The 25,015-nt window shown below is 57.8% G+C and carries 28 protein-coding genes; 14 read left to right on the top strand and 14 right to left on the bottom strand.

Annotation, left to right across the window (positions count from 1 at the left end; all coding sequences use genetic code 11):
• Positions 1 to 18 precede the first annotated feature (18 nt).
• Positions 19 to 1,356 (bottom strand): LCP family protein, encoded by a 1,338-nt coding sequence (locus JC200_RS04535; RefSeq protein WP_274434981.1) that lies wholly within the window; start codon positions 1,354 to 1,356, stop codon positions 19 to 21.
• A gap of 200 nt (positions 1,357 to 1,556) precedes the next feature.
• Between JC200_RS04535 and JC200_RS04530 the strand changes: the two genes are divergently transcribed.
• Positions 1,557 to 1,976, top strand: coding sequence for an acyl-CoA thioesterase (locus tag JC200_RS04530; protein ID WP_274434980.1), 420 nt, complete (start codon positions 1,557 to 1,559; stop codon positions 1,974 to 1,976).
• The gene (locus tag JC200_RS04525; RefSeq protein ID WP_274434979.1) at positions 1,973 to 2,752 is read left to right on the top strand and encodes an SDR family NAD(P)-dependent oxidoreductase; all 780 of its coding nucleotides are present in this window, start codon (positions 1,973 to 1,975) and stop codon (positions 2,750 to 2,752) included. Before JC200_RS04530 ends, JC200_RS04525 begins: the two co-directional genes overlap by 4 nt.
• Before the next feature lie 19 nt (positions 2,753 to 2,771).
• Here JC200_RS04525 and JC200_RS04520 read toward each other — a convergent pair whose 3' ends face one another.
• The gene (locus JC200_RS04520; RefSeq protein ID WP_274434978.1) at positions 2,772 to 3,500 is read right to left on the bottom strand and encodes a type 1 glutamine amidotransferase; all 729 of its coding nucleotides are present in this window, start codon (positions 3,498 to 3,500) and stop codon (positions 2,772 to 2,774) included.
• Positions 3,463 to 4,851: a Mur ligase family protein gene (locus JC200_RS04515; RefSeq protein ID WP_274434977.1), complete on the bottom strand. Its 1,389-nt coding sequence runs from the start codon at positions 4,849 to 4,851 to the stop codon at positions 3,463 to 3,465. Before JC200_RS04515 ends, JC200_RS04520 begins: the two co-directional genes overlap by 38 nt.
• Positions 4,852 to 4,976: 125 nt before the next feature.
• On the opposite strand from JC200_RS04515, the gene JC200_RS04510 reads away from it, so the two are divergent.
• Entirely contained in the window at positions 4,977 to 5,498 is a 522-nt protein-coding gene (locus JC200_RS04510; RefSeq protein WP_443111869.1) for a GAF domain-containing protein, read from the top strand.
• Between the two features lie 83 nt (positions 5,499 to 5,581).
• Here JC200_RS04510 and JC200_RS04505 read toward each other — a convergent pair whose 3' ends face one another.
• From JC200_RS04505 to JC200_RS04495, 3 genes are read right to left on the bottom strand one after another with little or no spacing between them, the layout of a single operon-like run.
• Positions 5,582 to 6,544, bottom strand: coding sequence for an MBL fold metallo-hydrolase (locus JC200_RS04505; protein ID WP_274434975.1), 963 nt, complete (start codon positions 6,542 to 6,544; stop codon positions 5,582 to 5,584).
• 5 nt (positions 6,545 to 6,549) lie between these two features.
• Complete coding sequence (locus JC200_RS04500) at positions 6,550 to 8,181, bottom strand: FtsW/RodA/SpoVE family cell cycle protein (RefSeq protein ID WP_274434974.1); 1,632 nt, start codon at positions 8,179 to 8,181, stop codon at positions 6,550 to 6,552.
• A gap of 49 nt (positions 8,182 to 8,230) precedes the next feature.
• Complete coding sequence (locus JC200_RS04495) at positions 8,231 to 8,569, bottom strand: hypothetical protein (protein WP_274434973.1); 339 nt, start codon at positions 8,567 to 8,569, stop codon at positions 8,231 to 8,233.
• Positions 8,570 to 8,786: 217 nt separating this feature from the next.
• Here JC200_RS04495 and JC200_RS04490 point away from each other — a divergent pair, with 217 nt between their 5' ends.
• From JC200_RS04490 to JC200_RS04480, 3 genes are all read left to right on the top strand, one after another.
• On the top strand, positions 8,787 to 9,977 hold the full coding sequence (locus JC200_RS04490; RefSeq protein WP_274434972.1) for an FtsW/RodA/SpoVE family cell cycle protein: 1,191 nt from the start codon (positions 8,787 to 8,789) through the stop codon (positions 9,975 to 9,977).
• Positions 9,978 to 10,055: 78 nt separating this feature from the next.
• On the top strand, positions 10,056 to 10,310 hold the full coding sequence (locus tag JC200_RS04485; RefSeq protein WP_274434971.1) for a hypothetical protein: 255 nt from the start codon (positions 10,056 to 10,058) through the stop codon (positions 10,308 to 10,310).
• Between the two features lie 58 nt (positions 10,311 to 10,368).
• Positions 10,369 to 11,541 (top strand): pyridoxal phosphate-dependent aminotransferase, encoded by a 1,173-nt coding sequence (locus tag JC200_RS04480; protein WP_274436464.1) that lies wholly within the window; start codon positions 10,369 to 10,371, stop codon positions 11,539 to 11,541.
• Positions 11,542 to 11,546: 5 nt separating this feature from the next.
• On the opposite strand, the gene JC200_RS04475 is transcribed toward JC200_RS04480, so the two are convergent.
• Positions 11,547 to 12,329: a hypothetical protein gene (locus tag JC200_RS04475; RefSeq protein WP_274434970.1), complete on the bottom strand. Its 783-nt coding sequence runs from the start codon at positions 12,327 to 12,329 to the stop codon at positions 11,547 to 11,549.
• A gap of 40 nt (positions 12,330 to 12,369) precedes the next feature.
• Positions 12,370 to 12,999 carry a SpoIID/LytB domain-containing protein gene (locus JC200_RS04470; RefSeq protein WP_274434969.1) on the bottom strand — a complete coding sequence of 210 codons (630 nt, stop codon included), beginning with the start codon at positions 12,997 to 12,999 and terminating at the stop codon, positions 12,370 to 12,372.
• A 155-nt stretch (positions 13,000 to 13,154) separates the two neighbouring features.
• Between JC200_RS04470 and JC200_RS04465 the strand changes: the two genes are divergently transcribed.
• The 6 genes from JC200_RS04465 to JC200_RS04440 all read left to right on the top strand — a co-directional run bounded on the left by JC200_RS04465 (position 13,155) and on the right by JC200_RS04440 (position 19,311).
• Entirely contained in the window at positions 13,155 to 13,637 is a 483-nt protein-coding gene (locus JC200_RS04465; protein WP_274434968.1) for a YwhD family protein, read from the top strand.
• A 98-nt stretch (positions 13,638 to 13,735) separates the two neighbouring features.
• On the top strand, positions 13,736 to 15,202 hold the full coding sequence (locus JC200_RS04460; protein ID WP_274436463.1) for an aminotransferase class I/II-fold pyridoxal phosphate-dependent enzyme: 1,467 nt from the start codon (positions 13,736 to 13,738) through the stop codon (positions 15,200 to 15,202).
• A 29-nt stretch (positions 15,203 to 15,231) separates the two neighbouring features.
• Entirely contained in the window at positions 15,232 to 17,031 is a 1,800-nt protein-coding gene (locus JC200_RS04455; protein ID WP_274434967.1) for a chloride channel protein, read from the top strand.
• A 27-nt stretch (positions 17,032 to 17,058) separates the two neighbouring features.
• Entirely contained in the window at positions 17,059 to 17,538 is a 480-nt protein-coding gene (gene bcp / locus JC200_RS04450) for a thioredoxin-dependent thiol peroxidase (protein ID WP_274434966.1), read from the top strand.
• Positions 17,539 to 17,574: 36 nt separating this feature from the next.
• Positions 17,575 to 17,931: a HesB/IscA family protein gene (locus JC200_RS04445; protein ID WP_274434965.1), complete on the top strand. Its 357-nt coding sequence runs from the start codon at positions 17,575 to 17,577 to the stop codon at positions 17,929 to 17,931.
• Between the two features lie 120 nt (positions 17,932 to 18,051).
• Positions 18,052 to 19,311, top strand: coding sequence for an HD domain-containing protein (locus tag JC200_RS04440; protein WP_274434964.1), 1,260 nt, complete (start codon positions 18,052 to 18,054; stop codon positions 19,309 to 19,311).
• Here JC200_RS04440 and JC200_RS04435 read toward each other — a convergent pair whose 3' ends face one another.
• A complete protein-coding gene (locus JC200_RS04435) occupies positions 19,312 to 19,929 on the bottom strand; it encodes a DedA family protein (RefSeq protein ID WP_274434963.1) in 618 nt (205 codons plus the stop codon).
• A 73-nt stretch (positions 19,930 to 20,002) separates the two neighbouring features.
• Positions 20,003 to 20,323 carry a YunC family protein gene (locus tag JC200_RS04430; RefSeq protein ID WP_274434962.1) on the bottom strand — a complete coding sequence of 107 codons (321 nt, stop codon included), beginning with the start codon at positions 20,321 to 20,323 and terminating at the stop codon, positions 20,003 to 20,005.
• 307 nt (positions 20,324 to 20,630) lie between these two features.
• Between JC200_RS04430 and JC200_RS04425 the strand changes: the two genes are divergently transcribed.
• Positions 20,631 to 21,119 (top strand): divergent PAP2 family protein, encoded by a 489-nt coding sequence (locus JC200_RS04425; RefSeq protein WP_274434961.1) that lies wholly within the window; start codon positions 20,631 to 20,633, stop codon positions 21,117 to 21,119.
• Between the two features lie 40 nt (positions 21,120 to 21,159).
• The gene (locus JC200_RS04420; RefSeq protein WP_274434960.1) at positions 21,160 to 21,288 is read left to right on the top strand and encodes a hypothetical protein; all 129 of its coding nucleotides are present in this window, start codon (positions 21,160 to 21,162) and stop codon (positions 21,286 to 21,288) included.
• 131 nt (positions 21,289 to 21,419) lie between these two features.
• On the opposite strand, the gene JC200_RS04415 is transcribed toward JC200_RS04420, so the two are convergent.
• The 4 genes from JC200_RS04415 to JC200_RS04400 form a co-directional block, all read right to left on the bottom strand.
• Entirely contained in the window at positions 21,420 to 21,758 is a 339-nt protein-coding gene (locus JC200_RS04415) for a hypothetical protein (RefSeq protein ID WP_274434959.1), read from the bottom strand.
• Entirely contained in the window at positions 21,755 to 22,246 is a 492-nt protein-coding gene (locus tag JC200_RS04410; RefSeq protein WP_274434958.1) for a DUF4149 domain-containing protein, read from the bottom strand. Before JC200_RS04410 ends, JC200_RS04415 begins: the two co-directional genes overlap by 4 nt.
• A gap of 86 nt (positions 22,247 to 22,332) precedes the next feature.
• Complete coding sequence (locus JC200_RS04405) at positions 22,333 to 23,199, bottom strand: 2-oxoacid:ferredoxin oxidoreductase subunit beta (protein ID WP_274434957.1); 867 nt, start codon at positions 23,197 to 23,199, stop codon at positions 22,333 to 22,335.
• Positions 23,200 to 24,924, bottom strand: a complete 1,725-nt coding sequence (locus tag JC200_RS04400) for a 2-oxoacid:acceptor oxidoreductase subunit alpha (protein WP_274434956.1) — start codon at positions 24,922 to 24,924, stop codon at positions 23,200 to 23,202.
• Positions 24,925 to 25,015: the final 91 nt, after the last annotated feature.

The following is a 25,015-nucleotide window of genomic DNA, read 5'->3' as shown; positions in this document are numbered from 1 at the left end:
CTGCCTGCCTCCAGCGGGTTACGGTCCATAGACGATGACGCTGCTGCTCGCTGACGAAGCGGGTGCGACCCACTCGTTGGAGTTGCCGATAGCCCTGGCGACAACCCACCCCCACGGCATTTTCCCTTGCGGGTAGATCACGCTGCTGCCGCCTTGCGATGGCCCGAGGATAGTGACCGGGAAGCCATCTTTGCGCAGTTGAGCCGCAGTGCTCGCGGACCCATACAGGCCAATTGGCACGGACGAAGGACTTGGGAATGCTGGCAAGCCCAAGGTCGCGCCGGTGGAACCGAACGGCGCGAGTACTTGCGTAATGTGGTTCGCGTCGAGCACGTCGTAGTAGGCACCTGTCAGGTAGTTCTCCGCGTTGAGTCCTGATATCGGTGCACTGGCGAGGTCCATCGAATCGGTCACACTGCCTAACTGCACGTTTGCCATTTTAGACCCGCTGGTCGTCATGGCGATGCCAAGCAACTGCGAGGTTGACAGATTGGTTGCGACGTCCTTCTCCCAGGTGCCGATCAACTTCACGACCTCGGTGGGGTGACTGGCTGCCCCGAGGACCTGCTGCTTGAGAATGTGTAGAACCTGCATCTCGGCCTGTTGACGCTGGAAGTCGTTGACCCGGTAGCCGTTGCCGGCTTGGTTTTGACGAACGCGGACGTATGCAAGCGCCTGGGACCCATTGAGCGTTTGCACACCAGGGTACAAGTTCGCGCCGCTGTGCAATGGGTCATAAATACGCTGCTTGATGTCGACCTTAACGCCCCCGACTGCGTTGATGGCGTCGATGAACCCCTGAAAATCAGTCGCAATGTAGTCGTGGATGGGGAGTCCAGTCATTCGCGATACGTACTTCATCGCCATCACAGGTCCCTTTTGCGGGGATTCCTGCAACCCGAGAGTGAATGTGGTCTTGATCTTTGGAATTGGCACATTCCACCCTGGCATCGCGACAAGCGTGTCGCGGGGGATGGAGATGAGCGACACCACGTGCTTTTGTGGATCAATGTGGACTAGAATGAGGATGTCCGCCTGCCCAGCTGCTGTTCCCAGGGACAGTGGGTTTGACGCGCCGCGCGCGTTATTGGCAATGAGCAGAATGTTCGTCGGCTTTGTGACGCCGGAAACCTCCTGACCGATGTTCTGCACAGCGCTTTTGACTGCATTGTGCAAAGCGGACGGCTGGCTGTTGGGTGCAGTCGGCTTCAGCCCGTAGTAGAGCAACCCTGCTCCGGCTCCCGCAAGTACGACTAGGCTGCCAAGTGGGATCAGCGTCCAAGCGAGAATTCTGCGCCGCCGCCGCTGCTTCTTGGTCCCCTCGGCCTTCTTTTTTTTGTGTGAACCCGTAGGCATGAAAACCCCTCCCAAAGTAATGGACGATTGGGATCGGACAAATGTTCCCGCAACATGTAGCAATCTGTTGCATTTTGTCACATGGTTTGCGAAACTTCGTTGAAAGTTGTGCTGTAAGTTTTGGATCCCGATCGTGTGTCATTGTCCCATCTGACCACGGATGGCGCAACAACTATTTATGGAAAGCGGGGAGTCTCTCGATGTTCTGTAAGTCGATTGTTGTCGCATTTAGCGATTGCGACGGTCTCGGCCATGTGAACCACGCGAAGTACTTTACCTACATGGAAGAAGCTCGCATGGATGTGTTCCGTCTCTTCAACCCGACGCTTGCCGTCGCCGACTGGAACCTGATTGTAGCCTCTGCCCGCTGTGATTACCTAGGCCAGGTGCGGTACGCACAGACGCTGTCGATAGAGACGTGGGTGAGCCACGTCGGCAACAGCAGTTTCACAGTCGATCACGGCATCTTTAACGAGTCGCGCACCTGCGTCGCGCGTGGCCAAGCTGTCATGATTGCATTCGATTACGCAGCGCAGAAGCCAATGCCCATCTGGTCTGAAGTTCGCGCCGCCTTGGAGCAGCACTCCACACCGGTCGAGGGGGCGCCAGACCTACGATGACTAACAGAACGTTGACATCCTTCGACTTGACGGGCAAACGCGCCATCATCACGGGTGCGAGCCGAGGAATCGGTCGGGCACTCGCTATCGGTTTTGCGCAAGCAGGAGCTGATGTTGTAGCACTCGCCCGCAACCGCGAAGACTTAACAATCCTTGCTGGCGAGATTGAAGCGCTGTCCGGCAGGCCGGCAGAGTCGGCGGTCTGTGACCTGCAGGACGCCGACAACGTGCGCGAGGTCGTCGCTACACTGACAACTTCGCGGCGCATTGACATACTCGTCAATAATGCCGGGATTAACATTCGCACCAAAGCGCTCGACGTCACGGAAGCCGAGTGGCAGAAGGTCATCGACACCGATTTGCGCGGCACATTTTTCATGGCCCAGCAGGTCGGACGCACGATGGTTGAGCAGGGTAGCGGGAGCATGATCAACGTCTCCTCGGTTGGCGGACACGTTGCACTGCGTACTGGCGTGGTTTACGCCGCAGCGAAGGCCGGCGTCATTCAGATGACCAAGGTGCTGGCGCTCGAGTGGGGGCAGCACGGAGTACGGGTGAACGGGATTGCTCCGTGGTACTTCCGGACACCGCTCACTGAAAAACTGCTCAGCGACGAGAACTATCACGCGCAAGTGGTCGAGAGGACACCGCTGCGCCGCGTCGGACAAGTCGAAGAGTTGGTCGGGCCGGCTGTCTTTCTGGCGTCTGACGCAGCGAGTTATGTCACCGGGCACACGTTGTTTGTCGACGGTGGGATGTCCATCTACGGATTTTAGGTGTGCCCCTACGTCCCCTTTACGCCCGGACAGGGATGCGGCGGGCTAGGAAGGCGTCTTGGGCGGCCCGCTCCAAACTGTCCTCGAGCGGTTCGAGGTCGAACCGCATGCCTGCGTACTCCAAGGCGAGTTTGAGCATGTAGTCAGCAAGCTGCGGATTCTTCGGCAACAGCGGGCCGTGTATGTAAGTGCCGACAATGTGCAGGTGGCGCACGCCTTCATCACGGTCCGTGCCGTTGTTGCCATGCCCGCTGACCACAGTTCCGAGCGGCTGGTGGCGGTGCGTGGTTCGTCCGCCGTGGTTCTCAAAGCCGACAATGGTCCCTAAACCCACTGTGTCAATGGCAATGTTGCCAATCAGTCGCGGGCTGCCTGCAATCGTCTCGAGGTCGAGCAACTCTAGTCCAGGCACCTTGGTGCCATCTGGAAGCTGGTAGAATTGCCCGAGTAGCTGGTAGCCGCCGCACACGGCGAGCAGCGGCAACCCTGCTTGTACTGCCGCCTGCCACTCACTTTGGCGAGCGCGGAGTGTCCGCCCAACCAACTCCTGCTCACGGTCAGAACCGCCCCCGAGCAAGACCAGATGGTAATCTTCCAGCCGCGGTTCTTCGCCGTTTGGCACGGAAATGACCTCGACTGAAATACCGCGCCATTCGAGGCGTCGCACGAGCGTCAGGATGTTCCCTTTATCCGCATACAGGTTCAATAGGTCAGGATACAGATGGGCGATTCTGAGCGACTGGGTCACTCGGACCTGCCTCCTTCTGGCGCAAGATTTGCGCTGCCGGGTAGAGTGCCGTGTAGGTAGAAATCACGTACACGGGCAGGCCACCTTCTTGTGCGGCAGTCAGCAATGCATGGTTGATGCCTTCATCGAGGTTCGGGATGCACTCCGTCCGACGTGCATCGTATCCAGCGTATTTCAGCCGCAAGGCCATGTCTTCAGCGCGCATGCCGGTGGTGATGACACGTACGGCCGAAGCCTGTTCTGGTACTAGTTCAAAGTCTGCATCCCACAACCACGACACGTCACGTCCGTCGGCAGCTTGGTCGTTAATCGCGATACAGAGAACTTTCGGACCGCGTTCACTGGCAATCGCTTGCAGCACGCCGTCACAGCCTGCAGGGTTTTTCACGAGATTGAGGACCGACGCAGGGCGTGTCGTGAAGGCCTGCATGCGCCCAAGCGGCGCGCGAAACGACGCTAGTCCGGTGGCAACTTGCTGTGCGGTCAGTCCACACATTCGAGCCGCTGTGACAGCGCAGAGCTCGTTGTAGAGGTTAAACAGACCACGCACCGGGACGTCAAACGAGACAACAGGCAACTGTCCTTGCGCGACCTCGAGTTTCCCATTGGCGAGGCGCCCGATAAGGTCCGGGTGCGGGCGAAAAAAGTCGCAGGAAGGGCACACATAAAGCCCGAGTTGGCCGTAAAAATAGCCATCGTAGCGAAGCTCATGGCCGCATTGTAGACAGAACGCGCCATCGCGCATCACGTCGCGCGCTTTCTCAGCCGCCATGTCGCGGTGCAGACCGAAGTAGACGGCGCGCTTTCCGGAGACTCGTCCGATGTGGTGAGCCAGCGGGTCATCCGCGCACAGCACAATTACGGCGTCCGTATCCGCAATCCCCTGGACGATTTTCTGCACAGTTGTATCAAGCTCGCCGTAGCGGTCGAGCTGATCGCGAAACACGTTTGTCACCGCGAGCACCCGAATTGGCAGGTATTTGGCGACGAGTGGCAGGCTTGCCTCGTCCACTTCCAACACGGCCAATGGGACGCGCACTCGGCCGAACCAACTTGTCGCTTCGAGGATGGCACTGACAATGCCTTGTTGCAGGTTGGCTCCCTCTGTGTTTGTAATCAGCGGACCGCTTTGGCGGAGCATTGCAGAGAGCAGGTTGGTTGTTGTCGTCTTGCCGTTTGTGCCTGTGACAACGACGCAGCGCCGCAGTTGGCGTCCGAGGTGTTCGAGAACACGTGGCGCGACGCGAATGGCAAGTTTCCCGGGAAAGCTTGTGGCGCTCTTCCCTGCGGCCCGGAGAACTGCCTGTGCCAACTTACCTACCCACACGGCGAGGAGGAAGAGCGGATCCATAACTCAAATCCTTTCTGGAGCGGCGCAACAGGTTCGCTGTCGGCACACTATGGTGAATGATGGACGGCGTCGCTCGTCTAAGCAATTTCCTGCAGTGGATTATACTATAGAGGTGTTTGTCCTGCATGGAGAAAGGGGGCGGGAGTGTGTTTGAAACAACCCGCATTGATGAGTCGAACAAAACTGCCTTTTATGAAAGTGTCGCACAAGAAACGCGGCACTTGTTGGCCGGTGAGCCAGATGTCATTGCGAATCTGTCCAACCTGTCTGCCTTGTTAAACTTACACCTCGGCGATATCAACTGGGTCGGGTTTTACCTGTGGCATAGGGCCGAACAGGAACTCGTGCTAGGACCGTTCCAAGGCAAGCCAGCGTGTATCCGAATTGGGCTTGGCAAAGGCGTCTGCGGTACAGCAGCACAGACCAGAGCGACGCAGGTCGTCGCGGACGTGTTCGCTTTCCCTGGTCACATCGCCTGCGACGCTGCGTCACGGTCTGAGGTGGTGGTGCCGATTGTCCAAGCAGGCGAATTGATTGGGGTGCTCGACATCGACAGCCCGTTGCCAGGGCGGTTTGACAACGGCGACGCGCAAGGGCTCGAACTGGTGGTGCGAGCTTTGACGGATTCTGTGCAGTTTGGGATTTGATACAACCATGACCACGCGCGCAGCGGCGACAAGCTGACGCCGCTGTGTGCTCAGGTTGAGAGTGTAACCTTAGGTGGAGTCGCTTATTTTGAGACAGGCCGGTGTTTGCGCTGCTCGTAGACCAAGAGTCCCATCGCATTGATGGTGATGTCCATGTCGAGGACGGAGAGGTCTGACCCGGGGTCAAAGCCGTGACCTTGCAAGTCCTCGCGCACCCAGTTGCGAAGCGCATCCGCGAGTGTGGCCACGGACAGGCTCGGCGTGTACAAAGCGTCGGCGAGTTGACCCCAAGCTTCACCTATTCGCAGTGTTTCCTTGAGCGCGTTGTCCTTCGGGGACTTACCGAAGTGAGCGTGATACGCAAAGTCGAACGGGACGTCCTTCAGGGTCGTCACGGTCTGTCGAATTGCTTGCGGGTCAAAGTCCGTCGGAGAAGTCGAGGGCATCACCCACTCGTAGTCCCATCCGGTGAACCCTGTCGGATAGAAAATTCCGAGCGCATCACCTGCATACAGCACTCGCGCTCGGTCGTCAAAAATCGCAAAGTGGTGTTTTGCGTGCCCGGGTGAATCGTAAAAGGTCAATGTCCGTGACCCAATTGACAACGTCTCCTCGTGATTGCGAATGAGAACCCGCTCCGACGGTACAGGGACGATGGAACCGAACAGTTTCGCGAGTTGTTCGCCGTACACCTGCAGGGCGCCGCCCCACAGCTTACTTGGGTCCATCATGTGACGCCCTGCGCGCGGATGACAGACGAGTGTCGCATTTTCCGCGACCTGCATCATGTGCCCGGCGCCACCTGCATGGTCGAGGTGAACGTGCGTGACAATGACGTACGCGAGGTCAGTCGGCTTCACTCCGAGTTGCGCAAGAGCGGCGACAAGCAGGTCGTGCGACAGTGACGAGCCGGTTTCAATGAGTGTTGGTTGCTCGTCCTGAATAAAGTAGGCGGCCGTGCGATTCGGCACGCCCTGCTCCAAGAGGTCAATCATCCACACATTGTCACCGAGCGAGACTGGGGTTAGGGGAAGCTTACTCGTCAAGCAAATCACCGATCCCTTCGGAAGAGACTCTTTTTCGAACCAGGTTTGTCTCGGCCTACTTGCTGTCCGCGCTGATTGCGCTCGCGCCAAGTCATACTCGATTGATTCGTCGACCGATAGGTGCTGTTTCGGTCTGATGTCCGGCCTGACTGACTGCTGCTGCTGCGGCTACGCGAACTCTCAGACGTTTTCCCGGAAGAACGGGTGCTCGACCAAGAACCGCGTGCAGCGGAGCTATTCGCTGTACTGCGCGTGGTGCGGCCCTTACTCGACTTTGTTCGCGTCGCTGCCACTTCGTCGGATGCTCGCCATGTGCCATGCGTTGGCGGACGTTTGTTCGACGTGCGCTTTTTGCGCAGCCGCTCGACAGAGGCTCCACGTTGTTTTGACAGTTCTTTGGCAGTTGCGAAGCCACTGCGAGCTGCAAGGCGCTCTCGTGCTTCACTGACCTCAATCACGGTCGCCAGTTCATCTGATTCGGGCATCTCGTCGAGTGTATAGCGCGAGACAGAGAGCAGCATCCCCATCGCGAGCAGACTAATCACCAGGGACGTTCCGCCATAACTGATGAACGGGAGCGGAATGCCGGTGACAGGCAGCAGCCCGGTCACGGCGCCTAGATTGATAAACGTGCCAACCGTGATAATCGATGTGAGACCAACGGCGAGCACCGCGCCAAACCTGTCTTTGGCGTGTCGCGCGATCCAAAATCCACGCCAAATCAGGACGCCAAACACGGCCAACAGGGCAACGGCACCGACAACGCCCCATTCCTCGACAAAGACCGGGAAAATGAAATCGATGTGCGGAACAGGCAAATATCCAGTCTTCTCAATGCTCATGCCAAAGCCGCGACCAAACAGTCCGCCGTTAGTGATTGCGGTCCACCCTTGTAACAACTGGTACGTGCTGGCGGTCTCTGGAAAAGGGTGCAAAAACGCCGTGATCCGGCTTGAGCGGTAATGGGAGCCAAGGGCCAGTCCCAACAGCACGGGAAACGCAGCCCCAATGAAGATGAGCAGTGGCTTCAGGCGAGCTCCAGACCCGATGGCAACGATGAGGCCGACACCGAGCAGGGTCAACGCAGTACCCATGTCGGGTTCCAGAAAAACCAGTCCGAAGTTGAGTCCGGTGACAACTAACGCTGGTAGAAGTCCGCGCCGGAAATCGTCGGAAAACGCGACTTGCTTACTAAAAAAGAACGCCAGATACAGAGCCAGAACGATGAGCGCGAACTCGGATGGTTGAATGGTAAAACTGCCGTGACCGAGCCAACGCCGGCCGCCGAGTTTGGATATGCCAATGCCCGGAATGAGTACTAGCGTCAGCAGCATGAGCACGCCGAACATGAACCGGGGCGCCCAGCGATACCAAACGGTGTAGCTGATTTGGGCGGCAACAAACATCAGTCCCAGGCCAAGAAACGAGGCAATCAACTGTCTGACTGCGTAGTGGTTTGGAGCAAGACCGCTGTCTAAAGCGAAATATGTGCTCGCTGAGTAAACTGTGACGACACCGACCGCGCACAGAATGACCACAGTAAACAGCAGGATGTAGTCGGGCTGGTGCCGTTCTGCCTGCAAGTGCGCCACCTTCCTTAAGCAGTGTCCCACAATCAGGGAAGAATTCGACGCCAATCGCGAATCCCCTGCTGAGTGACGACATGAGAAGGTGGCGCTCACACGCTTAGAACCAGTGTAGGCCAATCGCAGTCACACCGATAATGGCAGCAAGTGGCACCGCAATGTGCCAGCCACCGCCTCCACCCGGCCCACCGGGCCCACCTGGTCCGGGTCCGCCCGGGCCTGGACCGTAGCCACCCGGTCCCCACCGACCTTGCGCATCGTCGGCGCGGATGTGTATGGGGTACGGTGCTGGCCCGGCATGCACATGGTGTGCAAACATCGGTGCCAGAATGACGTGTTCCTCCGTGCAGTGGACGATGACGCCGTGAAACACCCCAAAGTGGGTGTGGCAGGAAACCTGTTTACCGACGAGCGACGTCACATCATCACGCTTGACCATGGACATCTGCCTCCTTTCTGCCACAGTCTATGGGGCATCGGCCCGATTGTCGCGGCGAATGCACAGATTGTTCGCCAGATTGACAGAGGTCATCAATTGGAAGGTAGACCAGACGCCGCAAATCCGGGATAATAAGAAACACTAGGCTGTTCACTCAAAGGTGCTGTTCACCCAACACACGCTGACAGAGTCGGCGTTTCGTAGTAGGAGGTTCCCTGTGGATATTTTGCGCAGGAATTTTAGACAACTGGACTTTACGCTCATTGGCATGATGGTTCTGCTCGCCGCCTACGGCTGCCTCGTATTGCTGGCGGTTACTTACGGAAAACCGACGGCGCCAAATGGCACAGTCCCGCCCCATGTGTTGACAAAGCAGATTGCCTTTGAGGTACTCGGCATCATCATGATGTTAGTCATGACCATCGTCGACTACCAGGTGCTGCGCAAGTACAGCTGGTGGGTCTACGGAGTGACCTTGTTTCTGTTGCTCGCTGTTTACGCTATGCCGAAAGTAGCCGGGGCCCACAGTTGGATCCCACTCGGTCCACTCGAATTTCAACCGTCCGAGTTGATGAAGTTGGCGCTCATCGTCGTCGTCGCGCGCCTCATGGCCGACAACGACGAGGCCGAGTTACCGGATTACCGCTTCATCAAGACATGGCCGATGTGGCTGCTCGTGCTCGTGCCGTTTGGGCTCGTGTACAAAGAACCAGCCCTTGGGCAGGCGCTCGTCATCTTTGCAATCTTCATGACGTTGCTCGCTGCCTATGTAAAGCGGTCGCAGTTTATCGTATTGTCGCTCATTATGGTCATCGTCATCGGCGGCATCACAGTCGCAGCCGTCCAGTACCCGCACCAGGCGACATACTTTCTGACGCACAACTTTCTGGTCAAGCATAAAATCATCCACCAGTTTCAGCTTGAACGCATCATCACGTGGCTTAACCCAAACACGGCTCTAAACGGCAACGGCTACGCGGTACACTACTCACAGATGGCGATTGGCTCCGGGCAGATTTTTGGTGAGGGCCTATTCAATGGGATTGAGACGAGTGGGGGATGGGTGCCAAACCAGTGGACCGACTACATCTTCACGGGTATCGGTGAAGAGTTTGGCTTTGTCGGCGCGAGTGTGCTGGTGCTCATGTTTCTCGTCGTCTTCTACCGGATGACGCGGATTGCGGCCACCGCTCGCGATACATTCGGCACTTACATCGTGATTGGCATCGTTGGCATGTTTGCCTTCCAAGTGTTCGAGAACATCGGGATGGACATGTACTTGAGTCCGGCAACCGGCATCACGTTGCCGTTCGTCAGTTATGGCGGCAGTTCGCTCATTATCGATTACATGGCGATTGGAATAGCGCTCTCCGTCGCAGTTCGAAAGAAGCGTCTGCGCTTCAACTGACACGGCATGCAGCCACATACCCTCACGGCGGCAAGGACACGCTAGCGGTATCCGGTAAGCATGGGGGGACCGCTAGCGATGCGCTTTCGAGGTGTGCCACTGCGAGAAATACACGGACTGCCGTATACTGTCCATCAGACCAGCGCAGGAACATGGCAAGTCGCCATTCAAAATTGTGAGAGACACCCTGCCGGCTACTCGTATCCGACCTCGTACAATTCCTACGCTGACGCGCTGTCGGCGCTTGAGTCTTGGGGAATTGAAGCGACAGCAAAGGAGTTGGCGGGCGACGACACGGGTGCTGCGGAGATTGTAGCGAAGTTTGAAGATTGATTTGGCAGCGGAGGGTCCTCCCGGACACGCTGTCTATGGAGGAGTATGCATAGTGCAGATGGCACAGCGGATGGACCGTTTACCAGAGCAGTTTTTTGCGCAACTCAGCGGCCGAGTCCTACAGGCGGTGCAGGCGGGACGCGACGTCATAAACCTCGGTCAGGGAAACCCGGACCTGCCGACTCCTTCACACATCGTTGAGGCCCTGCGAGAAGCTGTGCTGGACCCATCAACACATCGCTATCCGCCGTTTTCCGGCCTTCCGTCGCTCAAAGAAGCTGTGGCCGAATTTTACCTACGCGAATACGGTGTCACCCTTCATCCGGAGCATGAGGTGGCGATTTTGTTCGGGGGCAAGGCTGGACTCGTCGAACTCAGCGAGATTTACCTAGATGCTGGCGACGTCGCGTTGGTCCCGGACCCTGGCTATCCCGATTACTGGAGTGGGGTTGCGCTCGCCGGGGGGCGGATGGTGAAACTTCCGCTCACACCGAACAACCGCTTTCTCCCTGACCTCGAGGCGGTGTCCACAACCGACTGGCAAAGAGCAAAACTGCTCTTTATGAATTACCCAAATAACCCGACCGGTGCAGTAGCGACGCTTGATTACTTTGCAAAGTGCGCCGAAGTGGCGAGTCGCCACGGTACCCTGGTGGTCCACGACTTTGCGTATGGCGCGATTGGTTTTGATGGCGTCAAGCCGCCGTCCTTTTTGCAAGCAGAGGGAGCGAAAGAGGCTGGCATCGAGGTCTACACACTGAGCAAGACGTTCAACATGGCCGGGTGGCGAGTCGCGTTTGCGGTCGGTCGGCGCGACGTGATTAGAGCGCTAAACCTGTTGCAGGATCACTACTACGTCTCTCTTTTTCCGGCAGTCCAACGCGCTGCAATTGCCGCGCTGCTAGGTCCGCAGGACTGCGTTCGTGACCTCCGGGCGACCTATGAACGTCGCCGCAACGCGTGGGTCGGCGCGCTCACTGCGCACGGAATCCACTGTCCGCCGCCAAAAGGTTCATTTTTTGCCTGGATGCCTGTCCCGGCGGGTGTCAACTCGTCCGAGTATGCAGACCTGCTGTTTGAAGAAGTCGACGTAGCTGTTGCGCCCGGACGCGGTTTTGGCGAACAAGGGGACAACCACGTCCGGATTGGCTTGTTGACGCCTGAGGCACGGTTGGCCCAAGCAGCGGAGCGCGTCGCGCAGGTGCACGCGGCGCTCCGTCTGCCAGGCTGACCTCCTCAGGGTTTCTGAAATCCCTCTCCCAACTGGCTGCGGTCGCGATATCGGTCGGCGAGCCGAATCAGCCAGAGGTGATGGAACGGCTCCTGGTACAAAACGGGTTCGATCCGCACGTCGCCGGGGCCAAGCTTGTACATCCAGACCGTGGTCTCTGAGTCGACGCCAGGGTTCAGACGAATCCCCATGTGAACGGAGTCCCGGTACCCGTTTTTATAGGCGATCACGCCGAGTTGCCCGTGCAGTTCCTGAACCAAGGGACGGTAGCGCGGGTCTCTAATCAGCGGCGCGTCAAACCACGGTGTCTGTCCGTCTACATCGGTGTGCAGGCGTTGTTCGCTCTCAATCACGACCACCTCTGCCCCAGCCAGTGGTTTGAGGGTCCGGCCGTCGATCACCTTGACCCGAAGTTTCGCGCTTCGCGGCCAGGGTTTGTCTAGGTTTGGCACAGACGGTGATGTCTCTGGTGCAGACCCCGGTGTAGGCGTGATGGGGGGAGGCTGCGCGGGCTGTACGGGCTGTGCAGGTCCTGGTGTCGGCGCGGTTGGTTGAGACGGCACGGGTTGTGGCCCGGTTCCACCGGAAGCGCCGCCTGGTTGCATACGTGGAGCGTCTTGGCCCACAGGCGCTTGTGTTACACTCGCCGCTTGTGCTGTCTGTGCGAACCAAAGGTGATGTGCGCCAAGCAGGTGGGCAGAGGGTAGCAGCGAAAGTGACAACACGGTCGCTGTGATGGCTCCTGTGCCGATTTGGACAATCTGCTTGATGGGAACGTGACGACTCACAAAACGGCCTCCTTTACGGTCAACACTGTCTCGGTGCTCCTCAACCGTACTGGCGAAGCGCACGGTCCATGTAGTAGAACTGCAGAATCTGTACGTAACTGCGGCCTTGTTCCGCCCAGTACTCGCTGCCCCACTGGGCCATTTTCTGTGCATTGCGGTATTGCCAGTTCGGGTCTTGCGGGTTGCCTGCGCGGTAGTTTAGTTCGATGATCTCGCCGTCAGGCCGGACGTACGCAAACCTGCGTACAGCCTGCACAGCTCGGTTGGTCATCGGTTGCTCAGACATGTAGCGAAACGTCTGGAAGTTCACGGTGTTGTCCACGTCAAACGTGAATCCATCGACCGTAACGGGGTGCAGGTGGTGGTACCACGCGAACATCTTGATGGCCATCGCTCCGGCCTTCAGGGACTCGCTGTTCCACGAAGGAATCCACTCGTTTGGCAACACATCTTCGCAGTACTGTTCGAACGGAACGGTCTGCACCCATTCAATGCGCCCGCGCGGGTCGGGTTCGCCGCTTGGGTTGAGACCGCGGATGGCGACACGGATTACAGCCGGTTGAGCGGTGTTGTCGATCCTATAGACTTGTGCGGTTGCCGTCTGCCCTAAACTGGCGAACGCGACGACGGCGCCAGCCAAGCCGACCCACAGCCGTTTCAAGTCAGTCATAGTCCTCACCTTGCTTTCCAGTCTGGTTTTGCCACTAACTTTCCCTGTTCGAAAGGGAACATGCAGAGGTATGTGACATCGCGCGAGAGTCGGGGTAGAATGTAGACTGGACGTCGACAGAGACGTCTCATTCTCATGTCACAGGGGGGTCGCGCATGCAGAAGTTAAACCTGACAAGTCAATCGAAACATGGGTCAGGTGCGGACGACTCGATGCGGGGGTTGTCAGTTGTGTTTGTCGATGGTGAACGGGTGTTCATCGACAACGGCGCGATCCACGGGAAGAGTGACCTTGAACGCGGCATGCAGTTCGTGAAGAGCCTCGACGAAGTACCGAACCCACGTCTGGTATGGGGGTTCTGGGTGACGTTGCACAGGTTCGAAGGTGGGGTTCAGGGTTACTACGGCTTAACGATGTTCGCGCTGCACTTGGATGAAACGGCCAAAGTGGGGTACAAGTCACTTGCCGAGCAAGTCAACCAGATGGAGAAAGCAGTGAAGGGCCAAGTAGATGTATCGCGCGTCCCGGCTGAAGTGAAGTCGCGACTGGTCAATTTTCTACAGTCGGTTCGACCGGAGTTATGGACTCACGCAGCTCACGACTTGACGGCCGCCATCACAGAGACGGACGCCTCATGACGACACACATTGACCTCGAAGCGGAACAGGGACAACCGGAGCAGCGGTGGCAGACCGCTTCAGCGTCTGTGCCCGATCAGGAACAGGAGGGCGGCAGATTGCCACAACAAGAGACACCGCTTTTCAGTACGCTCCTTCGGCACGCGGCGAGACAGCCGGTGCAGTTCCACATCCCCGGGCACAAGCGCGGACGCGGGATGGAGCCAACGTTTCAACAGTTGATGGGTGACGATGCTTTGGCTCTCGACCTCATCAATATTGCGCCGCTCGACGACTTGCATCACCCGACAGGCGCAATCAAGCAGGCGCAAGAATTGGCAGCCGAGGCGTTTGGCGCGGATGCTACGTATTTCTCTGTGCAGGGCACAAGCACGGCGATTATGGCGATGGTACTGGCGACGGTTGGACCTGGAGATACAATCCTTGTCCCGCGCAACGTGCACAAGTCCGTCTTGACAGCCATTATGTTGGCGGATGCGCGGCCGGTGTTTTTGCAGCCAGAAGTTGACGCGAATCTAGGGATTGCCCACGGACTGTCAGTGGAAGTCGTGGAAGCTGGCTTAGCGGCGCACCCTGACGCAAAGGCGCTGGTTGTCATCAATCCGACCTACTTTGGCGTGGCCGCCGATCTCGTTGCGATTGTGGAAGCTGCGCATCGACTTGCAGTACCGGTGCTTGTCGATGAAGCGCACGGTGTGTTGACGCACTTTCACAGCGACCTGCCGATGTCAGCGATGGCTGCAGGAGCAGACATGGCGGCCACCAGCGTGCACAAGCTCGGCGGGTCTCTGACGCAGTCGAGCGTACTCAATGTTCGCGCCGGACTCGTCGACCCAAGGCACGTACAAGTCGTGATGAGCATGCTCACGACGACCTCCACCTCCTATCTCTTGCTGGCCTCGCTTGACGTGGCTCGGCGCGAGCTCGCGTTGTTTGGGCACGAACGCATCGCGACTGCGATTGCGCTGGCGGAGGATGCGCGTAAGCGCATCAATGACATTGAGGGTCTGTACTGCGTCGGCAACGAAATCCTCACCGACAGCGCGACGTTTGCGCTTGACCCGACAAAACTCACAGTGTCCGTCCGCAAGCTCGGACTGCGGGGATACGACGTGGAGCGTATGCTGCGAGAAGAGTTCAATATCGAGGTCGAGTTGAGCGACCTTTACAACATTTTGTGCATCATCTCCTGGGGTGACAGGCAGGATGACGTAGACCAGTTGGTGGACGCGCTGTCTGAAATCGCGGCGTCGTACCGCGATCGCACAGACCTGCACTTAATGCCTGTGCAGTCGCCGTCCATGCCGGAGTTGCGCATGTCGCCACGCGAGGCATTTTACGCGAAGACGGAAGTCGTGCCAATCGCTGAGTCGGTCGGCCGGACCATCGCGGAGATGATTATGGTCTACCCGCCAGGCATCCCAATTCTGCTGCCGGGTGAAGTCGTTACACAGGACAACATCGACTACATTGAAGAGAACTTACGGGCTGGGTTGCCAGTGCAAGGGCCGGATGACCCGGAAATTCGTCACGTCAAAGTGGTGCTGGGTCGACCACGCGTCTAGGCGCGCGTAAAGCGGGGAGGGGAGAAGTAGTGTCTGGGAATACGACACCCACGACTACAGACAGTGCTATAACGAACCGTAGCGCCGGGAAACAATCATCGCCCAAACAGCCGCCCACGCCTCGCAAGGGTGTGCACGGTCGGCTCACACACTTGATGCCAGAACCATTGGTGTTGCTCCTCTACGCTGTGCTGATTGGGCTAGCCGGAGGATTTGGAGCGGTCGGGTTCCGGAAGCTTATCAAAGTGTTTCAATTCCTGTTTTTTGGTCAGTTGAAGCCCCAGTTGTCGTTTCTGGGACGCGCCGACGTACTGCTGCTACCCGTCATTGGCCTGGTTATTGTCAGTTTTATTGTGAAGTACTTTGCGCCAGAGGCAAAAGGTCACGGCGTCCCAGAGGTCATGGCAGCCATCGCCGAAAACGGGAGCAAGATTCGCGGCCGCGTGGTCGTCGTCAAGTCCATCGCGTCAGCGCTTAACATCGGATCCGGAGGTTCTGTCGGGCGCGAAGGCCCCATCGTCCAGATTGGCTCTGCGTTCGGCTCAATCTTTGGTCAGTACCTTGGCCTCCCGGAGCGTTATCTGCGCCTGATGGTCGCGTGTGGTGCGGGAGCCGGTATCGCTGCCACGTTTAACGCTCCCATCGGCGGTGTGATGTTTGCCACTGAGGTCATTCTCGGCAGTTTCGCACTGCAGAACTTTACAGCCATCGTCATCTCTAGTGTTGTCAGTGCGGCTATCGGCCGCGTTTTTTTTGGCAATCATGCCTCCTTTCGCGCGAACTTCCCATTTCACACGGGGGACTTCCGCGTTTATTGGATTTACATCGTACTCGGATTGCTCGCTGGCGTGTGGGGGTACGTGTACATCAAGGTGCTCTACGCGGTGGAGGACGTCTTTGATCGCATCAAGATTCCGTTCTGGAGCAAAGCTGTGTTCGCCGGACTCCTGGTGGGCCTCGCGGGTATGTGGTTTCCACAGGTTCTCGGCGTTGGCTACGGCACAGTCGACCAGGCGTTGTCGAACCACTTGGCCTTGTGGCTGTTACTCGTCTTGTTGGTGCTCAAACTTCTCATTACGTCAATCACCATTGGCGGCGGTGGTTCCGGCGGTGTGTTCTCGCCTGGCTTGTACCAGGGCTCCATGCTTGGTGGAGCGCTTGCACTCGTTGCGCTGCGCATCTTCCCACACCTCACCATCAGCCCTGGGGCGCTCGCTGCCATCACCATGGCTGGTGTGTTTGCTGGCAGTGCCCAGGCCCCTGTCACGGCCATCATGATGCTGTTTGAGATGACCGGGGACTACAGCATCATCCTGCCGTTGATGATTACGTCCGTGCTCGCCGCCACTGTGACGGGGACGCTGAGCAAGGAGTCGATTTACACCTTGAAGCTGGTCCGCCGTGGTCTCGACATTGCACGACGCCGTCAACCAGACCGAATGCGCGCTGTGTTTGTGGGCGAGGCGCTCGCACCCGAGCGAATGACGTTACACGCCGAGATGACTGTCAAGCAAGCGTGGGATAAGTTCGGCACGTGTCGAGAGTGGTATGCCTGGGTACGCGACGAGCAAGGAAACCTCGTCGGCTCCGTCGCTCGCGCGCAGGTGCTGGAAGCGCTCGCTGACGAACACCGCAAGGGTGACGCGGTCGCGAAGTTGCTGCCGAAGGTGATTCACCGTGTGGACGAACGGGCGACGTTGGCTGACGCGCTCGACCAAATGAACCGGCACGGTGTCACTTATCTGCTCGTCTGTCGCGGTGACCGTCCGATTGGCATCATTGGCAGTTCAGACATCGTCCACGCCTACAAGAATGTGGAACTTGCGTGATATACTGATTTAGGGAGGTTTGTCACGATGGCACAACTGGAAGTTGGACAGATGGCACCGCTGTTCACGTTGCCTGACCAATCCGGGCAGGAGGTTTCACTCGAGTCGTTGCGTGGACAAGTGGTAGTGTTGTATTTTTACCCGAAAGACGACACACCGGGTTGCACCAAAGAAGCCTGTTCATTTCGAGACCTGAACCGCGAACTGAAAGACGCAGGCGCTGTTGTGTTCGGCGTGTCCAAGGACTCGGTCAAATCCCATGTTAAGTTCGCCCAGAAGTATGAACTCAACTTTCCGCTGCTCGCGGACGAGGACGCCTCTGTTTGCGAAGCGTATGGTGTGATACAGGACAAGAACATGTACGGCCGCGTGACGCGCGGGATTGTGCGGACAACGTTCGTGATCGGCCAGGACGGGCGCGTCGCGAAGGTCTACCCGAAGGTCAAGGTAGACGGTCATGCCGATGCCGTACTCGCAGACGTGCGCGCCTTGGCACCTGGAGTATAATAAAAGCATAGAAATCCAAGTGAGGTGAGCCTTCTTATGGTGTTGACTTTATCGGACAGCGCAGCCGAGAAACTGCGGGAGATGTTGGCGGATGCAGAGGAAGGTGTCAGTGCGCTGCGCATTTATACGAAACCGGGTGGGTGTTCCGGTTTTAGTTACGGCATGGCGCTAGATGCCGTTCAACCTGGTGACGATGTGTTTGCGCTCAAAGGTATCCAGATTGCCGTGGAGAAAGCGAGCGAGCGCCTGATTGACGGGGCACAACTCGACTTCGTCGACGACCTGACCGGGCAAGGGTTTAAAATCAACAATCCCAACGCTACGACGACGTGCGGCTGTGGCGCAAGTTTTCGGACGGCGGAGGACGCAGGCCAACCGGGCTCCTGCGACTGACGACAGACCCCCAGTACTTGTCTGCCCACTTTGGGCGGCGAGGGCTGGGGGTTTTTGCGAAAGTGAGAGATAAACCAGGGATTTGAGCGGACAAGCCGAGTCGAAAGCGGGAGTGACGACATGCCACACTTTGAAAAGGTCCTGAAGGACCCCGTCCATGATGAAATCCTGGTGGAGGACCCGTGGATTTGGCAGTTGGTGAACACCGCCGCAGTACAGCGATTGCGCAGAATCCGCCAACTCGGCACGTCGTATCTCACTTTTCACGGGGCTGAGCACAGCCGCTTTACACACTCGCTCGGCGCCTACGAAACGATGCGGCGGCTGCTGATTCACCTTCAGCAAGAGTGCGGGTGGCCGTCTGACGAGCGTGATCGCAAGTTGGCCTTGTCGGCCGCGCTGTTGCACGATGTCGGGCATGGACCGTTTTCACACACCTTCGAAGCAATTTACCCCGTCCACCACGAACACTGGACGCACCGAATCATTCTGGAAGACGATGAAATTCGCAGCATCTTAAGCGAAGTAGACGAGGACTTTCCACTCGACCTCGTGGGGATTCTGCAGAAGAACGGTCGCCACCCGATGGTCGAACCGCTAATCACGAGCCAACTTGACGTGGACCGCATGGATTACCTGCTGCGTGACGCGCTCAACACGGGCGTGAGTTATGGGCGGTTTGAACTGGCTCGCCTGCTGCGGTCGCTCACACTGGTCGACGGTCAAATCTTGTTGCGCGCAAACGCCCTGCATACCGTCGAGCAGTATATCCTGGCCCGCTATTTTATGTACACACAGGTGTATCTGCACCCGGTGACGGTGGGCAGTGACGTGTTGGTGTTTCAAATCCTACGGCGTGCGGCTGAAGTCATCAAAGCTGGCGAACTGCCGGATGTGCCTGCAGAACTTCTCGCGATTATCGGCGCGGACGAAGCCAACGTGTCTGTGGCGGATTACCTCGCGATGGATGAGTCGACGCTGTTGTACGCGTTTCGGACCTGGTCCAAGTGTCACGATGAAGTGCTGGCAGACTTGTCACGAAGGTTTCTGCACAGGCGCCTCTTTTCACCTGTTCTGCGGTCAGAGCCAAATGTGGAGGAGTGGGCGGTGCTGCGTACTGCGGCACGGTCGCTTGGCTTCCATCCGGACTATTACGTCTCTGGCAGGGCATCCGAGATTGCAGGGTATGTGTACCGTGGCGAGGGTATCTTGCTGCTGCGCGAGGACGGAACGCGCACGGAACTCAGCCGGGAGTCGCGCGTTGTGCGTGCGCTCCTGCCCGACAGCGAGTACCGCGTGTTTGTCCCGAAGGAAGTGGTGGAGGGCACAGGCCCTCAGTTTGATCGCGTTCGCTCCATCTTGTTCAACCGAACACTCTAGCTACCGTTGTTGGCGGGTTCTCTGTGCTGCGCTGGCGCGCCGACGGCCAAACCAAAACCACACTACGGCTGCCACCAAGAGCACTGCGCCGATGTACGTGAGTGGCTTGGTGTACTTCGCGACCGTCTCCCAGTGCTGTCCAAGTTGGTAGCCTGCGTCTGTCAACGCAAAGTTCCAAATGAACGAGCCGATGGCTGTGTAGATGGTGAACCGCCACAGTCCCATTTTGGCGACACCGGCCGGCAGCGAAATGAAGGTGCGCAGAGCAGGAAGCAGCCGGGTTACAAACACCGTGATCTCCCCTCGCCGGGCAAACCATTGTTCGGCCCGTTCGAGGTGTCGGTCGTTGAGTAGAATGTAACGGCCGTAGCGGTGGATGAAAGGTCGCCCGCCAGCCCGCCCTACGGCGTAGGCAATGAGCCCGCCGACGACGTTTGCCAAGGTGCCGATTAGAACCGGGACAATGAAGCTCTGGTGTGCAGTGAAAGCGTGGTAGCCTGCGAGCGGCATGACCACTTCGCTGGGGATTGGAATACACGCGCTCTCCAGCGTCATCAACAAAAACACCGCGACATTGCCATAGTGAGAAATAAAGAGCCCTAAGTGTTGTGCGGACATGCGGCACCTCCGTCAGATGTCACAGTCCACATCGTACAGGAAACTGGGCCAAAACGGAATAGAAGAAGTGTACTTAGGCGTGTGTTTCATGTTCGCGCATGCACAAAAGCGCTTCTCGAATCGGCATCCCCTCGCAAATCCCGATGCCTTCTGCCGCCTGCGTGCACGATTCAACCGTCCCGTTCAGGAGGTCGTCCATCGTCTTCACGCCAACGGCCCGAGCCGCGATGATTCCGCGGCTGACGAGCTTCGTGCGCAGCAGTTCCACGTCGAGTGCACCGCACATGACATACCCGGATGCGGACTCGATCATCAGTAGGTTGGTCTTGGGCAGGTTGACTTCGGTTGCCTGGAACCGTTCGTCGTTGATATACACATCATGAACACGCAACATGTAGGGTTCCTCCTCGTTTTGGGCTGGGCCGTCGAGCGGATCGACCCCTGCTGACTCAGCGTATGTCCTCGCCCGTGCGCGAGTGTAGTACAAAAGCCCCGGCCCATCGCTCGCTCTGTGGTGAAGCGTGCGCTGCGCCCGGACGCGTGGTGGCTTGGGCCCTGCGATGAGGCGATGAGGCGATGAGGCGATGAGGCGATGAGGCGATGAGGCGATGAGGCGATGAGGCGATGAGGCGTGCGTGCGCAGGTTGTGATACGATGGTATTGCTGGAAAGCCGACTTTGGACGAGTAGTGGTGGGTGAATATGAAAACAGATTTCATACGCATTTTATTAGGCCTTTGGCACAATGCTCCGCTGATGGGCGCTTTTACGGCCATCATTCTCGCGCAGCTCTCCAAGGTCCCGATTCACTTTGTGACGCACCGCAAATGGGATTTTCATAAAGTCATCGACGCGGGCGGAATGCCGAGTTCTCACGCCGCAGGTGTCTGTGCGCTGACGACAGCACTCGCGTATGTCGTGGGCGTGAAGTCGCCGATCTTCGCGACGGCAGTCGTTTTTTCAGCGATCGTGTTATACGACGCGGGCGGGATCCGCCGACATGCCGGTGAACACGCCGTGTTGCTGAATCGCATCGCGGTTGAAATGTCGCAGTCAGGGATGACCGTAGAAGCGTCCGCAACCGAAGAGGGCGAACGCTTAAAGGAGATTCTCGGACACGAACCGCAGGAAGTTGTTATCGGGGCAATCATCGGCGTACTGATCGGCGCCGTATTTGGCAAGTGGTGGTAATGGGCAGGCTCGATGGGGCAGGCTCGATGGGGCAGGCTCGATGGCCGACGAAATAGCGGCGCAGGGTGGCTTATTCATTCGAAAATGGGTTCGCAGGGGACGAGTTAGCGGTCCAGAACCGCTTCGGGCGCTAAATATGGTGGAAATCCAGCCGATCACGGCCGTTTAAGCGGTAATCAACTGGCTATTCCACCTTGTCACCCCGCAAAAACCCGCGATAAGCTGTTCTGTGCGGTTATCGCGGTCGCGGAATCGATAATGGCTCCCGCCCCAGGCTCCCGCCCCAGGCTCCCGCTTCCGTCAATGCTCGGATTCGGTGTCCTCTGCATCCGTTTCGGAGACAGCGGGCTCGTCCCACGCTTCGAGGCCTTCGCGGCGAATCTTGTCCACTACAACTTGGATGGCCATTTGTGCGGTGTCGACCACGTTCGAACCGTAGATGATCACCCGACTACCGCCGCGGGGAAGAGCAATCGCGTGCCATGTCTTGTCCTGGTGCTCGTACAACTCGAGGTCGTACATGTTCGCCGCTGTGGTGTATTCAAACGTATGCTTGCGAACGAGTGTACTGCCTTCAGGCAAGCGTACAGCATGCCAAGACAGACTATCGATGCGGTGGTTTTCTCCTGCTCCTGTCATGCAGATTTCCTCCCCGTCGTCGATGTGTTGAGTGAAAAGCAAAGCCAGACCAAGGCTACGGCCGCCATCTCGAGAAAGTGCAGACCGAGCGACAGACCGTGCCACATCCCGAACTGCTGCAACTCTGCGCTGCTCGCGCTTGCGAGCGGGCCTATCGCCTGTTCGATGTGCTGTACCTTCGGCAGTAGAATGAGCCAGTTGACGAGGGCGGCGAGCGCGCCGAACAGTACCAGCCAGAGGCCCACCGTGTACGACTTCGAGTGCATACCGCTGCTTCGCCCGATCACGATGTAGAGGATGGAGCCGATGACGGCCGTGATCGCCATCAGGGTAAAAAACGGCGGGAAGAGGATGCCGATGACGTGCCCAAATTGCGAGAGACTCAGTTGATTGGAGAGTTCCTCGGCTGCCATCGCGGAGAAGTACACACCGCCGCCAAACCAGAGGGCGAGGTCGAGCGAAAAGATCCACTGCAACAATTTCCTCAATCGTTCATCTCCTCACAAGGCGGAAGAGGTCAGGGGCGTATGCTCCTGACCTCGTGATTCACACACCCATATATCAATCTGTTTCGTTACGCGAACTCGTGCAGGGCCTCTTCGAACACTTTGCGCTCAAGTCGCAGGTCTGCCTCGGAGAGCGGGCGACTGGCGTAGCCCTGAATCTGGTCTTCGTAGGCGACGCGTGAGTCGTCCTTGTAGATGAGACCCGTACACAGTCCATGTGTCTCAATCACGGTCCGCATCGCCGTCGCGCGGTCAGCCGGGTCGTAATTGGGGCGATTGTCGAGGTTGACGACGTTCTCCCGGTACCAGTCGTACGTGTTCACCTTGTTGTACGTCACACATGGGCTGAACACGTTGATGAGCGAGAAGCCTTTGTACTCGATGGCCTGCTGAATCAGGGAAACTAGTTGGTTGACGTCGCTCGAAAAGCCTTGACCGAGGAAGCCGATCCCGGCGGCCAGCGCAATCTGCGTCGGCACGAGGGCGTTTTCGATGTTGCCCGCTGGCGTCGTCTTGGCTTTAAAGCCGTGAGCGCTCGTCGGCGAGTGCTGGCCCTTCGTCAAGCCGTAAATCTGGTTATCCATCACAATATACGTGATGTCGATGTTGCGGCGAACGGCGTGCATGAAGTGGTTGAGGCCGATGCCAAAGCCGTCGCCGTCGCCACCGGAGGCGATCACTGTCAAATCGCGGTTTGCGAGCTTCACGCCCTGCGCAGTCGGCAGTGAGCGACCGTGCACACCGTGGAAACCGTACGTATTCACATAGCCGGAGATGCGGCCGGAACAACCGATTCCAGAAATAATGGCGACTTCATGCGGTTCTTTACCCATCGACGCGAGCGCGCGCTGCAGAGACGCCTGGACAGAGAAATCTCCACACCCAGGGCACCAGTTTGGCCGGACATCGTTACGAAAATCCTTGACTGTGGCCATTTATACCAACTCCTTGCAGTGCCGGGAGATTTCGACCGGCAGGAATGGGGTTCCGTCATACTTCAACATGCTGGTAATGTGGTCGTGGTGGACGTTGTTGAACGACAACAGGCTGCGCAGTTGGCCAGTTGCGTTGTTTTCAATGACGACAACCTGTTTCGCGCCTTGCATCGCTTCCTCAAGCAAGTGGACCGGGAACGGCAGCAGCGCATGGATGTGCGCATGAGCCACCTTGAGTCCATCTTCCTGGAGCTTGCCAACCGCTTCGCTAATGCTGCCGTAGGTGGCGCCGATGCCAATCAGCAGGATGTCCGGATCCGCATCGCCAGAGCGTTTCACACTGCCCGGCAGTTCAACGCCGTGGAGTTTGCGCATGCGCTTATCCATCATCTCTTTACGGTTGTGAGCCGTCTCGTTCGGCCGACCAGTTTCGACGTGCTCGACACCTGTGACGTGGTGCAAACCACCCTTTGTGCCAGGAATGGCGCGTGGGGAGATGCCCGATTCAGTGATTTCATAGCGCTTGAACTCCGCGCCAGCTGGGGTGTCAATTGTCGACGACTGAATCAAGGCGCCGCGGTCAATGTCAACGTTGTCCAGGCGCAAGACTTCCGTTGACTGCTTGCTGAGTGACAGTTGGAGGTCGGTCATGACAATGACCGGGCACTGGTAGTGTTCGGCGAGGTTAAATGCATCCGCCATCATGTAGAAGCACTCTTCCGGCGTTGCGGGGTTAAGCACGATCTTCGGAATTTCGCCATGCGTCCCAAACAGTGCAGCGAGCATATCGGACTGTTCCTGTTTTGTCGGTAGTCCCGTCGAGGGTCCGCCGCGCTGCGTGTCAACGATGACGACTGGTGTCTCGGTCATACCGGAGAGGCCGATGGCTTCCATCATCAGAGCGAGACCAGGGCCGGATGTCGCCGTCAGTGCGCGAGTCCCGCCATACGCAGCGCCGATGGTCATCGTCATAGCCGCAATTTCATCTTCCGTCTGCACGACCACACCGCCAACTTTTGGCAGTTTCTTGATGAGATACTCCATCACGTCCGACGCCGGAGTAATCGGATAGGCAGCCATCACACGCGCGCCGGCAGCCAGCGCCCCAAGTGCGACAGCGTCGTTCCCCATCATGAACAAGCGCTTGGTTCCATCAGCCGGCTTCAAGGCGAAGTTTGGGTCTTCACCGCCGAGGTCTCTAATATGGTTAAATCCAGCCTGAATGGCCTGCATGTTCTGGTCGACAATACGCTGGCCTTTGCGGCTGAACCGTTCTTCCACGACATCTTTGAAGATGTCGATGGGGAGACCCAGAACACACGCAGAAGCGCCGAGCGATACCATGTTCTTCATAATCGCCGATCCGGCTTCTTCCGCTAGTTTCGTCAGCGGCACCACGAACAATCGAACGTGATCTGGCGCTGTCGGATTGAACTTAGCGTCTGCAATAACGATGCCGCCCTCTCGGACCTCTCCGACGTTCAAATCGATAGATTCCTGGTCAAACGCTAGGAGAACGTCTGTGTAGTCCGCGGCGGCACGGAATTGCTGAAGACTGACCCGAACCTTGTCGTTTGAGTGCCCACCTTTGATGCGGGAGGAAAAATGCCGAAAGGAGTATACGTAGTACCCTTGCCGATTCAATGCGATCGCGAACGTTTCGCCAGTGCTTTCTACACCTTCGCCTTGTTGCCCGCCAACTTTCCACGAAAGTTGATCTAGCATGCAGCAGTCCACTCCTCTTGACCACACACGGTGTGATGTGATCATTTCTGAGCCGCGCGGGTTCACGCGGCGGGCGTAGTTCCTGACTTTG

The organism is Alicyclobacillus sp. ALC3 (assembly GCF_028751195.1).
GTDB lineage: Bacteria > Bacillota > Bacilli > Alicyclobacillales > Alicyclobacillaceae > Alicyclobacillus_L.
The sequence above is the reverse complement of the archived record's forward strand: the minus strand, read 5'-3'. Positions and strand labels throughout refer to the sequence as shown.

Coding starts and splice junctions, on each gene's coding strand:
- JC200_RS04535 (WP_274434981.1), bottom strand. CDS start 1,356: ATGCCTACGGGTTCACACAAAAAAAAGAAGGCCGAGGGGACCAAGAAG.
- JC200_RS04530 (WP_274434980.1), top strand. CDS start 1,557: ATGTTCTGTAAGTCGATTGTTGTCGCATTTAGCGATTGCGACGGTCTC.
- JC200_RS04525 (WP_274434979.1), top strand. CDS start 1,973: ATGACTAACAGAACGTTGACATCCTTCGACTTGACGGGCAAACGCGCC.
- JC200_RS04515 (WP_274434977.1), bottom strand. CDS start 4,851: ATGGATCCGCTCTTCCTCCTCGCCGTGTGGGTAGGTAAGTTGGCACAG.
- JC200_RS04510 (WP_443111869.1), top strand. CDS start 4,977: ATGGAGAAAGGGGGCGGGAGTGTGTTTGAAACAACCCGCATTGATGAG.
- JC200_RS04495 (WP_274434973.1), bottom strand. CDS start 8,569: ATGGTCAAGCGTGATGATGTGACGTCGCTCGTCGGTAAACAGGTTTCC.
- JC200_RS04485 (WP_274434971.1), top strand. CDS start 10,056: ATGCGCTTTCGAGGTGTGCCACTGCGAGAAATACACGGACTGCCGTAT.
- JC200_RS04480 (WP_274436464.1), top strand. CDS start 10,369: ATGGCACAGCGGATGGACCGTTTACCAGAGCAGTTTTTTGCGCAACTC.
- JC200_RS04470 (WP_274434969.1), bottom strand. CDS start 12,999: ATGACTGACTTGAAACGGCTGTGGGTCGGCTTGGCTGGCGCCGTCGTC.
- JC200_RS04465 (WP_274434968.1), top strand. CDS start 13,155: ATGCAGAAGTTAAACCTGACAAGTCAATCGAAACATGGGTCAGGTGCG.
- bcp (WP_274434966.1), top strand. CDS start 17,059: ATGGCACAACTGGAAGTTGGACAGATGGCACCGCTGTTCACGTTGCCT.
- JC200_RS04445 (WP_274434965.1), top strand. CDS start 17,575: ATGGTGTTGACTTTATCGGACAGCGCAGCCGAGAAACTGCGGGAGATG.
- JC200_RS04440 (WP_274434964.1), top strand. CDS start 18,052: ATGCCACACTTTGAAAAGGTCCTGAAGGACCCCGTCCATGATGAAATC.
- JC200_RS04435 (WP_274434963.1), bottom strand. CDS start 19,929: ATGTCCGCACAACACTTAGGGCTCTTTATTTCTCACTATGGCAATGTC.
- JC200_RS04430 (WP_274434962.1), bottom strand. CDS start 20,323: ATGTTGCGTGTTCATGATGTGTATATCAACGACGAACGGTTCCAGGCA.
- JC200_RS04425 (WP_274434961.1), top strand. CDS start 20,631: ATGAAAACAGATTTCATACGCATTTTATTAGGCCTTTGGCACAATGCT.
- JC200_RS04420 (WP_274434960.1), top strand. CDS start 21,160: ATGGCCGACGAAATAGCGGCGCAGGGTGGCTTATTCATTCGAAAATGG.
- JC200_RS04415 (WP_274434959.1), bottom strand. CDS start 21,758: ATGACAGGAGCAGGAGAAAACCACCGCATCGATAGTCTGTCTTGGCAT.
- JC200_RS04405 (WP_274434957.1), bottom strand. CDS start 23,199: ATGGCCACAGTCAAGGATTTTCGTAACGATGTCCGGCCAAACTGGTGC.
- JC200_RS04400 (WP_274434956.1), bottom strand. CDS start 24,924: ATGCTAGATCAACTTTCGTGGAAAGTTGGCGGGCAACAAGGCGAAGGT.